The 12,587-nt window shown below is 63.5% G+C and carries 11 protein-coding genes; 1 reads left to right on the top strand and 10 read right to left on the bottom strand.

Features of this window, described 5'->3' with window-relative positions; translation table 11 throughout:
* From FFK22_RS38615 to FFK22_RS38580, 8 genes are all read right to left on the bottom strand, one after another.
* The coding region (locus tag FFK22_RS38615; protein WP_221939190.1) for a DUF1254 domain-containing protein at positions 1–1,131 on the bottom strand (1,131 nt) is incomplete at its 3' end.
* Positions 1,128–2,642: a DUF1254 domain-containing protein gene (locus FFK22_RS38610; RefSeq protein WP_138889118.1), complete on the bottom strand. Its 1,515-nt coding sequence runs from the start codon at positions 2,640–2,642 to the stop codon at positions 1,128–1,130. The genes FFK22_RS38610 and FFK22_RS38615, both read right to left, overlap by 4 nt.
* 523 nt (positions 2,643–3,165) lie before the next feature.
* Entirely contained in the window at positions 3,166–3,504 is a 339-nt protein-coding gene (locus FFK22_RS38605) for a hypothetical protein (protein WP_138889119.1), read from the bottom strand.
* A 386-nt stretch (positions 3,505–3,890) separates the two neighbouring features.
* Positions 3,891–4,205, bottom strand: a complete 315-nt coding sequence (locus FFK22_RS38600) for a hypothetical protein (protein WP_138889120.1) — start codon at positions 4,203–4,205, stop codon at positions 3,891–3,893.
* Positions 4,195–4,779 carry a lytic transglycosylase domain-containing protein gene (locus FFK22_RS38595; RefSeq protein ID WP_138889121.1) on the bottom strand — a complete coding sequence of 195 codons (585 nt, stop codon included), beginning with the start codon at positions 4,777–4,779 and terminating at the stop codon, positions 4,195–4,197. The genes FFK22_RS38600 and FFK22_RS38595 overlap by 11 nt, the downstream gene beginning before the upstream one ends.
* Positions 4,770–5,825 (bottom strand): CpaF family protein, encoded by a 1,056-nt coding sequence (locus tag FFK22_RS38590; protein WP_138889122.1) that lies wholly within the window; start codon positions 5,823–5,825, stop codon positions 4,770–4,772. The genes FFK22_RS38595 and FFK22_RS38590 overlap by 10 nt, the downstream gene beginning before the upstream one ends.
* The gene (locus tag FFK22_RS38585; RefSeq protein WP_138889123.1) at positions 5,773–6,096 is read right to left on the bottom strand and encodes a hypothetical protein; all 324 of its coding nucleotides are present in this window, start codon (positions 6,094–6,096) and stop codon (positions 5,773–5,775) included. The genes FFK22_RS38590 and FFK22_RS38585 overlap by 53 nt, the downstream gene beginning before the upstream one ends.
* Positions 6,005–6,820: a hypothetical protein gene (locus FFK22_RS38580; protein WP_138889124.1), complete on the bottom strand. Its 816-nt coding sequence runs from the start codon at positions 6,818–6,820 to the stop codon at positions 6,005–6,007. The genes FFK22_RS38585 and FFK22_RS38580 overlap by 92 nt, the downstream gene beginning before the upstream one ends.
* A 1,894-nt stretch (positions 6,821–8,714) precedes the next feature.
* On the opposite strand from FFK22_RS38580, the gene FFK22_RS38575 reads away from it, so the two are divergent.
* Positions 8,715–10,442, top strand: coding sequence for a type IV secretory system conjugative DNA transfer family protein (locus FFK22_RS38575; protein ID WP_138889125.1), 1,728 nt, complete (start codon positions 8,715–8,717; stop codon positions 10,440–10,442).
* A 74-nt stretch (positions 10,443–10,516) separates the two neighbouring features.
* On the opposite strand, the gene FFK22_RS38570 is transcribed toward FFK22_RS38575, so the two are convergent.
* Both FFK22_RS38570 and FFK22_RS38560 read right to left on the bottom strand, forming a co-directional pair.
* Positions 10,517–10,813 (bottom strand): hypothetical protein, encoded by a 297-nt coding sequence (locus FFK22_RS38570; protein WP_138889126.1) that lies wholly within the window; start codon positions 10,811–10,813, stop codon positions 10,517–10,519.
* A 712-nt stretch (positions 10,814–11,525) separates the two neighbouring features.
* On the bottom strand, positions 11,526–12,380 hold the full coding sequence (locus FFK22_RS38560; protein ID WP_138889127.1) for an LPD29 domain-containing protein: 855 nt from the start codon (positions 12,378–12,380) through the stop codon (positions 11,526–11,528).
* Between the last annotated feature and the right edge of the window lie 207 nt (positions 12,381–12,587).

The following is a 12,587-nucleotide window of genomic DNA, read 5'->3' as shown; positions in this document are numbered from 1 at the left end:
CAGATATGGATATGTTCCAGCGACATTTTCCCAGGCCAGGTTCAAAGTTCCTGTTGGATTGGCGGGCGTCCCGCCTGGGAATGGATTTACCCAGCGGCGGTCCGAATACATGAGATAGGAGTTGCCACTGACCTTTTCGTCGAAGCCGATGACGCGACTCATCTTGTAACCGGTCTTCGCGGCCCGATCGAGGATCTCGCGGATGTGCGCATCCGGTGTGAACGGCTGACCCTTGACGATGCCGATCGCCGCCAGCATGCCGAGCCAATCCGGACCGGCGAGATTGTCGCCCTCCGTGTCCACGAGCAGCTTGAGTTGCTCAAAGGCGCTGCCATCGCTCATCGGCAGCATGTTGACCGGGATGTCAGAGGCGTCGGGGAACTTCATCGCCTTGGCGCCGCTTTCGCCGTTCAGTGGATAGATTCTCGTCTTTTCAAGGTGCGCGGCGGCCGGCGTCAGATTCTTCGGGTCTTCGTAGAACCCGCGCAGGAAGATGAAGACGTTGTTGGTCCCGGAACGGTAAACGAAGTAGCCTTGCGGCACCTCGCCTTTGTAACCGGGTGGGAGGATCAAGAACTTGCCGCCCTTACCGGCATCCGGCCCGAACAGCCCGACGTCACCAAAGAACTTGCCACCATCGACCGGGATGGGGCGCTGCCAATAATCTAACAGGATGCCTTGCAGCATGGGTGGGGCATCCATCACCACCGGCCCATCTTTGCCCAAGTCAACGTAGCTCATCGCGTAGAGGAGGTCGGAGTTGGGAGTCGTCACCAGCGTCTTGGCGTCGAGTCTCTTTTTCCAGATCGGCAGGACGTTGTAGCCGGCGCCGAAGTGCTTTTCCGACCCGACCTGCATCCCGAGGGTGTTGATCAACGGCAGCGCCCAGAGATAGGTCTGCGTCGCCCGTTGGAAGAGCAGTTCGTCGCGCAAGGTCTGCGCTGTCTCTTTTGTGGGCCGGCCTTCCGCGAATGGGAGGTTGGCCAACTTATCGAAGGAGGTCTCCTGAGCGAAAGCCTGCGTAGCAAGGCCGTTCATTGCCAAACCGCCAACCAGCGCGGCAGCGATAAGGCTGAGGGTGCGCGTGGTTGTCATGTTCATGTCCTTTCTGCGCTTGATCAGCTTATTCACTGCACCATCGCGATGGTCGGCGGCGTCCAAGTGCCGTCGAGGATAGGCTTGTCGGGCCAATAGGCGCGGATGTAGAGCGAGAACGTACCTTCGGGCGCGGGCAGCCAGTTGCTTTCCTTGTCCGCGCCCGGCGATTTGGCGCTGGCGTAAAGCGTCAGCGAGCCGTCCGCGTTGTATTTGATGGTCTTGTTCTTCGTGCCCAGCGAATAGCGCTTTAGTGGATTTGGGTTGAAGAAGTGGACATCGTTGTACAAGGTCAACGACCAGAATCCCTTGACCGGTGGCGTCTGATCTTTGGCAAAGGTGATCGCGTAAGCGTTCTGTCCGTTGAGTTGTGCACCCTTGTTGTCGTTGTCAGTGTAGATGTACTTGGTTTCCTCAGGCAGGTTGTCGTACATGTTCGACTTGGAGGTGCCCGTGCGATTGACGTAGTCGGTCCCCCACTCAGCACCGTTCACCGGCGAATTCCAGCCATTGCCGGCGGGGCGGCCGTTGTTGCGCCACAGAAGGAACGGGTCGATCAGCTCACTCGCAGCCGCAACGGCGGTGTCTTTGAGCGTCTGCTTGATTTGCGGGTCCTTGGCGGCCGCCTCCAGCACGCTGCCGATCCAATTGTAGAGGGCTTCCTCGCCCGGCAGCGGCGGCACTTGTTTCATCACCTCAGGTAACTCGTCGAAGAAGGTTTCCGGGTTTACCCACTTGGTCTCACCTTTGCCGGTGGATTTCGGTGCCGGGAAATGCGGAAGCTTGCTCCAATCCTTGATCTTCATCTTCCCGTCGAACTCCGACAACGGGTAGTAGACGACCTGGCTGAGCAACGGCTGGACGGCTTTTTGATCCTCCACGCTGTCATCGATGAAGATGCGCGGAATGACAAAGGCAAGCGACGTGGAGGAGCGCACCACGGCCGTGATGCCGGCTGGCGTTTCGCCCTTCCAGTCTGGACTGACCATCAGATAGAAGCCGGGCTTGGTGCCGTATTGCTTGCCGATCTTGGAAAACTCGTCGGTGCGCGCGTCATAGTGCGCGTAGACCCAGAAACGATCGCCAAAATCCGGTACCTGGAAGACGATGGGCTCTTTGTCCAGTGTCATCCAGCCGGCACCATACGCGACATCCTGGTTCGGGCAGGCGATGATCGTCTGGTCCGGGCTGATATACCCGGTCAGCATTGCGTTCCCGTTGAATGCGATCGGAACCACTCCGCCTATCAAGCCTGGTTCGGGCGCCTTGGAAAAGGCGATGGAGCGGTTGACCGAATTGACCAGCGGCCAGCCCCACAGATAGGCCATGCGCCCCACCGATTGCACGTAGGCCGTGGTCATGGCGGTGCCGCTCGCCGGGCCGGGAACTTGGGCGGCGGTTGTGGGGATCGGAACCTGCTGCGCCCGCGCCTTACCCGCCAGCATCAGGAAGGCCGCCCCGGCGCCGAGCAAAGCGACTAAGGATCGACGATCAATTTCCCCGACCCCGTAGTGCCATCGGCTGGTGTCGTCAAGCTCTGTCGACATGTTCAAGCTCCTATATTCAGTGAATACGGGAATGGATGGCGCTAGTGCGCAGATCAGAAAAGGCTAATGCTTGTGGCGAGTCGGCTCGTTGCTCACGGACGTGGTGTCGATATGCATCAAGACCATAGCAAGGTGTTGAATGGGATTATATGGTATCTCGGCTATAATACTGATGCCCTATTTCAGCTTAACATTCCTGGACAGGTTTCACCAGACGTCTTGAAAGCTGTTGGACGATGGTGGGAACAGTAATCGAGCCTTGCTCCCATCAGCCTCTCCCGGTCGGGCGGTTCCGCAACACGCTATCAATCCTGGTCCTTGGACCGGGTCGCACGGGCTCCCATCCGCAGCACCACCAGCGACAGAACAACGCCTGTTCACTATGGGCTGAAGGGCAGCTTTGGGTCGAGAGCGGTCCACGGGGAACGGGATCAAGCGTCAGATTTGAACCACTAGCGTGGGCTTCCATAAGTAGAAGGGGCGGTGGAGACCACCGCCCCTTTGGCATTGCGCCAGAAGACGCTCAGATGATGGAAAAGAGCTTCAGGATCACGGCTGACACAAGGGCTATGATCGGCGCATAGAGCGCGATCACGACACCGAACATCCATCGCCGGTCTGCCTTCGCTTCCTTGCGGAAGTCGTCGACATCCTTGCGCAGATCAGCGGTGATCTCCTTCGCGTGGGCCTTGGTCTGCTCCAATACGGACTGCGGGAGGATGTACGCCATGATGTGCACTACCTCCTTTGCCTGCCTAGGTTCGAAACCTGCATCCCTAAGATGCCTTTCCACACCTTGCCAGAAGGTCTCCGCGATCGGCGCATCGACCTTGCTACGATCTTCAATTTCCACAACAGCCACCTCCACTATCGAGCGTTGGAAGCCTGCGGAAACGCCGAGCGCCCTTGCGGACCCTCAACGGGTCCACAGGGGCGATCGGATGATCGCTGCCACAAATATAGCGCGCCGAGGCCCACAGCGGTAGGTGCCGTCGACCTAGAGCAGGCGTCACGCTGGCTCCGCCAGGTCGTCCGGGATCCCTGTCTCCGTAGTGGCGAAGCATGCTGCTCCAACATGCTTCCCGGAGCCGGGCGACCGGTGGGATGGAGGGGGAAGGGGCTTCGCGGGGACCCGGCTGCACGGAGCGCCTGTGGGCGCGCAGGAAGCTGGGCGGAAGCCGCTTCGGGGGAGAGAAGGACAAATCCCTCGGCCCCCTGCCCGAGCACCGCCGGGAACCTCCCGCCCCATCAGATATCCCGGCGAAGGCCGGGCGGCGCGCCCCACATGTCGGCCCGGACGCGGGGCGACGAGAGCCGACCGACACCGAAGGGGATGCCGCCGCCGGCGCGCCGGGGGCCGGCCAGGCGGGCCCACATCACCGCCGCCGGCCACCCATAGAACGTGAGCTGGAGAAGGAGGCACGCGGCCGCGGCGACGATGCGGCCCTGCCGGAGCGGTGGCAGCCACGGGAAGAAGACGGACCACCACGACAGCGGCGGCTGTCTCAGTGCCGCGCTATTGCCCATGATCGCCCGCGGCCGCGTGGTGGCGCTACGGGGCATGCGGCGGCTCCTCAGCCCCGCGCAGCTGCGCTGCGAGCGCATCGAGCTGAGCGTCGCCTGCGATGGCCTCGGCCGGGAGGGATGGCGACTGTGGCGTCGGCGGCCCTGCCAAGCGCCGTCGCACCGTGCGGACGGCCTCGACCACCTGGCGCACCTTCGTCGCGTAGCGGCGACCGCCGGCGATGTTGTTCGGGCCTGCATTGTAGGCGGCAACGGCCGTCCAGACATCGCCGCCGACGGCGTCCATCATCTCGCCGAGGACCTGTGCGCCGGCCAACAGGCAGATGCACCAGTTCCCCAGCAACCGATCACGGGTCACTCCGATCGCGGCCAAACGGTCATGGTGGATCGAATTGACCTGCATCAGGCACACATCCTCGGTGCCGTTGGCATTGGAGCTATTCACGCGATCGGGGTGCCAGCGGCTCTCGACGAACGACATCGCCAGCAGGATATCCGGCTCCACATGCGCCAGGCGGGACGCGCGGGCGAAGCATAAGTCCGCTGCAGCTGCCGGGGAGGCAGCCGATATGGTCATGATCGCCACAACGCCGATACGTGCGATCACGCCCATGCGTCGCACTCCGGATCGTAGCGGAGCGCATCGCGCATCTCGCCGGCCTCGGTCTCGACAACCTCCACGACGCGGCGCCGCACCTCGTCGCCGACGCGCAGCTTCCGCACGTGCAGGACGAGATTGATATTGGACTTCACCATCTCGTCATGCACCGGCAACGGGATACCGGGACCCGCGCTTGCCAGCAGGTTTCGAAGCCGCAGGAAGGTCTCCCCGCCACTGTTCGCGTGGACGGTGGACAGCGGCACGCTGTGACCGGTGTTCCGGGCCCAAAAGAAGGCGGCGGCCGCCTCCGGCGTGCGGATCTCGCCGACCACGATCCGATCGCCGCGCATCCGCAACGTGTTCGTGATGAGGCTTCCCATCGTGACTTCCATCCGATCGTCGCCGTGGCGCCGCCGGCGGGCAGCCTCGAGCTGCACAACGTGCGGATGATCGGGGACGATGTTCTCGGTCGTGTCCTCGACAACAAGCACCCGCTCGTCGCGTGGGATGAAGGTCGAGAAGGCGCGCAGCAGCGTGGTCTTGCCGCTGCCCGTGCCGCCGGCGGTGACGACGCTGTCGCCATCACGGATGGCACTCTCCACGCGCCGCGCCACAGCCTCGTCCAGCATCCGCAGCTGCAGCAGATCGTCTAGCGACATCCGCCGCTTCGGGCTCGGACGGATGGTCACGCTGGTGAAGCCGACCGAATACGGCGGGAGCACCGCATTGACCCGGCTGCCGTCGTCGAGCCGCGCATCCAGGATCGGGTGCGTGTCGGGGTCGATGTCCTGCTTCAGATGATGCGCGATCTGGCGCACATATTCGTCAAGCTCCTCCACGGACTTGAAGCTCGCCTCGGTCCGAAACAACCGTCCACCGCGCTCAACGAACACCTCGGACGGGCCGTTGATGCAGATCTCCGTTACCTCGGGATCGTCGAGAAAAGGGCGGATCGGTTCACCGTAGTATGCGAGCAGCGGATTTCGCGCCGCGGGCTCCGCCACGCTACTCGGACTCCTGCGCCGGCTCGGCGCCGAGACCTGCAGCGCGTGCTCCATGCGCCTGCTCCGGGGCCGCACTCCCCTGCCCTTCCTGGCGGGTCCGCTTGGCCTGTCGATATCGCATCAGGCTGCGATCGTTCTTCAGCGCCAGGGTGATGAGCTGGGCTGCGAGTTCGTCGTCGTCGATGTCGGTGCTGTAGATCTCGGCGAAAGCCCGCTTGTAGGTCAGGAATGCGTCATGCGCTGTCGGCGTCAGCGTGACGCGCTTCAGCTGCAGGGTGACTGCTTGAGTCGGGGCAATAGACAGCTTCAACGGCTTGGCCGCCATGCTGCTGGCTCCTGTCATAGACGAGGTGGTGGGGGATCGCACGCCTTCCAGCAGCAATGCGAGCGACCACATCGTCTAGCGGGATCGTCTTGATGTCAATAAGGCGCAAGTAGCCCTTCGGCTTCGTTGAGACATAGGGGCACGATTCACCTTTGCCGGCGCGCTTCCATTCTGCATGCAGCAGCTTCAAGAGGCCGACCATCTGCCTGCGCAGACCACGAAAGCCGGGCATGCCGTAGATCAGCGATATCATGCGCCGGATCTCTGTTTCGTCGCTCTTCCGGACGCCGATCTGCACTGCGGCGCCGTAGGCGTCATATGCCTCGTCAGTGAGGCGCCAGGTCCATCGCGCGGTGCCCCCGGCGGCCGGCATCCTGATCGCCTCGAAGCGGTCATTGAACACGAGACGGCAGCGCTTGTCGGCGACAGATTGGAAACGCTCGGTGATGCGACCGGCATGCTCTCCGTCCGTCAACAGCAGGACGAACTCGAACGCATCGGCCCGCACCGGGTGCAGGAACAGCCGTGCGTTCGCCCTGCCCTGCGCCTTCCGGTAAGCGCGGCGGCTAGCGCTCATCTCGGTCTGAAACTTCACCGCAAGCTTCATCGCGACCGACACAACTCTCTCCGCCGGCACGACGCCTCGGATGTACCAGACGTAGCCCTTCGCGATGTGGCGAAGGATATCCTGCATGATGCCGGACTTGTGCACATAGACGCGCATCAGCACACCCTGCCTGATGCAGCCCGATTGCAGCTGCCGTTGCAGCTCAGTGCGATCCGAGATTGCAACATCAGCAACATTGGCAATGCGGTGGCGCTACGCGCCGAACTGCATTCTCGAAGAGGCGGCGCTACGCGCTGCGCTGCAGAATAAACCTCGATATAAATGCAGACATCTAAGCATCGTTGATGCATACAACTCTCCATTGTGGGATATGTTGAAGATGGTGAACGGCGCAGGTGGAATGGCGCCGCGAACCGTAAAGCCGTTTTGGAAAAATCTATAGAAATAATAAAGAGCGATAGCGAAAAATTAGAAGAGGTTCCTGCGCGTAGCACTTCCGCGACAGCGGAAATAGGCTTGGCGACTTAGCGGGGATGAGGCAATGTGAGGCCGTCGCGGTTTGCCGTGACCGGCTTCAGACGCCGGTATGGATGGGACCAGCCACCCCGCCCTGCCGCCAAGCCGTGGCCGAAGGCCACCCCGTGCGCGACGACATCGCGCGGCACTAGGAGACAACCGGACCAGCAACCCTGTTGCGCCGTCCGGGCGGAACCGGAGGCCGCGCGATCCGAGGAGCACACGGACCCGCCAGAGGCGGAAACACCTCGTGTTTCCGCCTCGCCAGCGGAACACCTTCAGCCACAACGCTTCGCGGCCCTGCCTTGCACAAGGAGGACAGGAGGGCCGCCCAACCATGCCATGCAACCTTAGCCGCGCGTCCGGGCTGCCAACCCGGGCGTGACTCAACGCCGTAGCCGGATGCCCGTAATGGGGCTCGTCCGGCTGCAACGGGCGCTCGGGGGTGCGATTCCCCCGTTCGACCCAATCGACTGGTGGGACGTTGGGCGACGCGGACACGGGCCCCGTGGTGACACGGGTAGCCCTGTCCAGTTGGAGAGCGGGTATTCAGCCCCGCCCGTGGGCGGCTCGAGAGGGTCGAACGCGTGCCGATCAGGTGGGCTTCACGCCCGGCCGGAAACGACCGGGAGGCCATCAGGGGAAACCTGGGATGGCTGGTACTTGTGGGGGCAACCTCGCGAGATCGATGGATAGCTCAAGCCTGTAACTGCATCCGTCCGAGGATGCACATCGGAGAGCAAGAGCCAGTGCCGAGGGCTGCAGTCCCTCGGTGATCGAAGCTGGAAGCGACGCGGTGAGTAGGGGAGATGCTTTGGAACCTCGGTCCCCCGAAATCTGAGACGAAAGGCCATAGGCCTAGCCGTCGTCGTGAGGCGCTGGCGGTCTGCTCGATAAGACCGACTGGAATAACGCGGGAAAGCCTAAGGCCGGATCCGGGTGGCACCGGGTCTGACCGTCCTTGGCGGGACGGTCACGGTTATGGCTGGGAGCGTCGGTGAGTAGGTGACAAACGCCCCTGGTGGTTCGATCGAAACCCTGGGTGGAGCGACGGCAGCGACGGGAGGGTGGCCCCCTCCCCTCGCGCCCGGACAACCGAAAGCTGACAGCGTTGAGTGCGGCTCTGGCTTGGCAGCCAGGGTTGTGGTGAGCGGTCCGTGGGCGCTTGGCAGCGCGTGCGGGCGAACGCCCCTGACGGGGCTTCATCTGATCAAACCGGAGAATCGATATGACGCGACAGACAGACCCGCCCAATCCCGGGCAATCGACAACCATGGAGGATCCATGACGACCACTAACTGTGGCGCCGCAAGATCGCCCTCCGGCGGCGGCACGCGGCGGCGGTTGTCCCCCCAAGGCTCGAGGCCTGGGGGGATGGCCTGTCGCTGCGCTCGCCGTCGCTGTCCGGGGGTCCCGGCGGTGGCAAACGACGGCGAACGTCCGGCGCTCGCTCGATAGCGATCGCCGTCATAGCGCTGGCCGGGATCATCCCGGCCAGCGCGCCATGAGTTGGACTTCGAATTGAGGGTCCCCGATGACCAATGGGCTCGCTTCGCAGGTCACGCAATCGGCCGACCACTTCTGGATCGCGGTGCTCCGTTGGGGCTATCCGAACTTCCCGATGTGGGTGCTCGGCTTGGTCGCCCTGTCCATCCTGATCGGCTGGCCGGGGGAGCGGCCGCACGACGACAAGACGAGCCACCACACGCTGTGGTGGCTCGTCCGGATCGGCGCCCTCGGCGCCGCGATCCTCGGCGTCGCCTTCGCCATCCTCTACCGCATGCTCGCCTATCGGGTCCTGTCGCCGGACGCGGCCGCGGCGCTGGTGGCCGACCTGGTCGACCGCTGGTGGGTTCTGGCGATCGCCGTGCCCTGCCTGGCGGCGGTGCTGCGCATCCTATTTGTGCGCTACGGCCGTCCCTGGCTGTCGGCTCGCCTTCGCGACGCCAGGGTCGGACAGCACACCGAGGCGCTGTCGGATATCCGCGAGGAGGTCGGCCGCTGGGGCGCTGTGAGCTTCGATCCGCGGGCGCTCTACACGCCGGGCGAGGTCTTCACTGCGGTTAACGACAACAGAACGCCGGCGCGGATCCCGACGCGGACCTTCCTGGAGACGCACAAGTGCGTCATCGGCGCGACCCGCTTCGGCAAGGGTGTGACGTTCCAGAGCTGGGCAGATCAGGCGATCCTCCGCGGCGATTCCGTGTGGATGTTCGACCCGAAGGGGGATGAGTTCCTGCCGGCTATCATGCGGGCCAGGGCCAAGGAGTTGGGCCGTCCCTTCGTGCTCGTGGATCTGAAGGACCAGGGGCATGGCACTTGGTCGCCGCTGGAGCATGGCAGCCTCGAAGAGCGGGCCGTTCGGATGACCGAACTGCTCGGGCTGAAGGAGCGCGGCACCGACGCCGACCACTACAAGGCTCTCTCCGCCCGGGTGCTGCGCGAGGTCCTGGCGCAATCCCCGCGATCGAGCCTCGGAAACCTGCTGAAGGGCGTCGCCGGCGCCAAGCTGGACGAGGATCAGACGAAGGCCCTTCTCTCCCCTACGGCCAAGCTCGAGCGCTTCGCCGCGCGCCGTGGCCTCTCCCCGAAGGCGGGCCGCGGCCTCAATGTCGAGGAGTCCCTGTCAAACAACGCTGTCGTCTACGTCATCGGCTCGATCGACGACGCAGATATCACCCTCGCGACGCGCCTGCTGCTTACTGAGTTGGTGCAGGCCGCCACGCGCATGAAAGCGGTCCGGACCATGCCCCTGACCATCTTCGTCGACGAACTGAAGTTCCTTGCTTCGGAGACGATCACCCGTATCCTCGCGGCCGCGGCGTCGGCCAACGTCAACATGACCGTCGCGTTTCAGAGCTTCGCCGACATGCTGAGCCCTGACGACAAGACCCTCGACGGTCGCGCAGTGCTGCAATCGGTGCTGACCAACTGCCAGGTCAAGATGATCTTCGGCGGCACCGATGCCGAAACCGCGGAATGGGTCGCCACGGCTTCGGGCACCGTGCGGAAGAGAGTTGCCAAGATGGAGCGCACCAAGGTCGGTGCCCTTGGTGGTGAAACTTGGGAGGACCAGCGGATGCTCGGCGATGCCGAGGAGGCGCTGATCCCGGAGAACACGGTGCTGTCGCTGCCGCCAGGCCGGGCCGTCCTATTCCAACCTGGGCACCTGGCGGCCGTGGTCCAGGTCTCGCCAATCCGAACACCTGAGACCGAAGCGATTGCCGCGGCGCGGACTTCCGTTATGGCTGTTCAGCGCTAAAGAAGAGGGGGATAACCTGAGTTATCCCCCTCGGTCAGACATATTCGCAAGAAGCGTCAGTCTGTTGTCGATGCTCAATCACGATCATCATCGAGATCCGGGCCATGAGGCTCGTGGCCGATATGCCACCGACCATCAGACCACTTTTCCGGCAGAAGATCCTTGAAGTATGCGGCAGCATCACTCCCGATGAAGATCTTCCCGCCAGCGTAGAAGAGCACGAAGTGCTCCTTTTCTTCGACCAATCCCCTTATAACTTCCGCCACAAAGGCCGGGTCGATGGATCCAGGTAACTTCGCGCCAACACAACGCAGTCCTGTTTCATGTTCCGGATCAAACTTGCTGACGACATCGTCGATGGACATCGACATATGACCCTCCATACTTGGATGCAGGGCCGTCTCGGGTTCCGATCGGAACCGACGAGTCGGCCCGATCAGGTTGAGACAGGCAGATTTTCCTGACGCGGAATCTGCCCGTCAAGGGGCATATCCACCCCTTTCCCGTCATGGCGCGGCGTTCGCCGGCGCCGATGATGGAGCTCAATTTCGTTTCAGAGGTAGTCGCCGATGAGCTTGATATAAACCAATGGCAGCGGTGCGACCTGGGACAAAGGCCCGCCGCCCTACCTCCTCTGCGTTCCGGCCGCAAGCGGTGCGGGGTCGATCGCGTCACGGCCGACGCCGAGCCATCGAGACGGGGCGTCTCCCCCTGTCAATCCCTGTCAGCTTGCCGGATTGCTCGCCGGGACGATGCAGGGCCGGCGCATCCTGTGGCGCAAGTGCGCGCGCTCGGCCGATCAGCGGTTCGGATATGTCCACGCCCAGCACTTGGCCCCCGCGCCGACGCGGGCGGCCAGAGCCAGACTCGACGCGCCCCCGCCGCAGCCGACGTTCAGCACGCGCTCGTCCGTCGCGGGCGCGGCGACTTCGATCGCGGCCTGGCCAAACGCCGCCAGCATGGCGTCGAGCCGGGCCTGGTAAGCGACCCAGCGCTCCCCGCTTTGGCCATTCCAGTCGCGATCTGATCGGCATTTTGCTCTGCCATGCCATATCCTTGTTTGATCCGTTCTTAACTAGGCTGTCAGCCGACCAAGCGCCCCGCATGGATGCGGATCAGGCTTTCGAGGCCGTGAGCGCCCGGGACCTCGATGTCCCAGAGCTTGCCGGCGGCGTAGTCCTCGGCCGTTGGCATCGCGATGCCGATATCGCCGATATTCATCATCACCTCCGCGACCGCGCGGGTGATGAGGGCTGGGCTGTGAAACCGGGTGAGGTTGAGGTATTGCGTACCGCCGAACAGGGCGTTCCACGCGGTCTTTTTGGACACATATAGGTCCTGGGAGCCGTCGAAGCTGCCGCTGCGGAAGCGGTCAACCAGGCCGCGCACCTGCTCCTCAGTGGGCCCGTCCTCCCACTGGATCGACACAGATCCCCAGGACCGCTTCTGGACCGAGAATCGTTCCCCCGGAAATGCGCGCCTGAGGATGGCCCGGATGTTCTTCGCGGCCAGAACCCCGCTCGACTGGTCGTCGCCCTGGGTCAGGTGCCCATTCGCGGGCTCGGCTTGCAGCCGGTCCCACTCGCCCTCAAAAGCGAGCCGCCGCCGCTCGGCCGCGGCCTCGTCATCGGCCCGGCGCTGGTGATGGGCAGCGAGGAGCCGGGCAATCTCCTCCTCGTCTGCAAGCCCCTCCAGGATGTGCCACTGAACGCCGCGGACGATGGTTTCCGGCACCCGTTGGGAGAAGTGGCCGTTGAGGAACACCACGTCGTAGAGGTGCTTGCCCGTCGATCGCACCCGCTCCATGCCAGGAAGGCCGATTGCGTAGGTGTTGCCCGCATGGGGATCTTCCCGAACCGCGGTCACCACGCCTTCGCCGGAGTGGGCCAGGATGCAACGAATCCGCGTTCCGCGCTGGATCGTCACGGTCTCGTTCATGTCATTTCCCTCGTCGTTCGCGCTTCGGTCCGCGCATGCGGCCGAAGGACGCCGCCGGCGAGGCGGGTATCAGGTTGGCAAGCGGGATCGGGGTGGAGGGGGATCACCCGGGATTTCTGGCGGCGAAGCGCCAGAAATTTTGGGGATACCCCCCGATCGCGCTTACCAACCGAAACCGGAACAGGTTTCTCGGCCCGCGTCCACGGG

It is taken from the genome of Mycobacterium sp. KBS0706 (genome assembly GCF_005938675.2).
Taxonomy (GTDB): Bacteria; Pseudomonadota; Alphaproteobacteria; order DSM-16000; family Inquilinaceae; genus Inquilinus.
Note: the sequence above shows the minus strand (reverse complement) of the source record. Positions and strands in the feature narration are given on the sequence as shown.

Excerpts from the sequence above, each read along its gene's own strand:
- FFK22_RS38610 (WP_138889118.1), bottom strand. The coding sequence starts at position 2,642 with ATGTCGACAGAGCTTGACGACACCAGCCGATGGCACTACGGGGTCGGG.
- FFK22_RS38600 (WP_138889120.1), bottom strand. The coding sequence starts at position 4,205 with ATGCCCCGTAGCGCCACCACGCGGCCGCGGGCGATCATGGGCAATAGC.
- FFK22_RS38595 (WP_138889121.1), bottom strand. The coding sequence starts at position 4,779 with ATGGGCGTGATCGCACGTATCGGCGTTGTGGCGATCATGACCATATCG.
- FFK22_RS38590 (WP_138889122.1), bottom strand. The coding sequence starts at position 5,825 with ATGGAGCACGCGCTGCAGGTCTCGGCGCCGAGCCGGCGCAGGAGTCCG.
- FFK22_RS38585 (WP_138889123.1), bottom strand. The coding sequence starts at position 6,096 with ATGGCGGCCAAGCCGTTGAAGCTGTCTATTGCCCCGACTCAAGCAGTC.
- FFK22_RS38580 (WP_138889124.1), bottom strand. The coding sequence starts at position 6,820 with ATGCGCGTCTATGTGCACAAGTCCGGCATCATGCAGGATATCCTTCGC.
- FFK22_RS38575 (WP_138889125.1), top strand. The coding sequence starts at position 8,715 with ATGACCAATGGGCTCGCTTCGCAGGTCACGCAATCGGCCGACCACTTC.
- FFK22_RS38570 (WP_138889126.1), bottom strand. The coding sequence starts at position 10,813 with ATGTCGATGTCCATCGACGATGTCGTCAGCAAGTTTGATCCGGAACAT.
- FFK22_RS38560 (WP_138889127.1), bottom strand. The coding sequence starts at position 12,380 with ATGAACGAGACCGTGACGATCCAGCGCGGAACGCGGATTCGTTGCATC.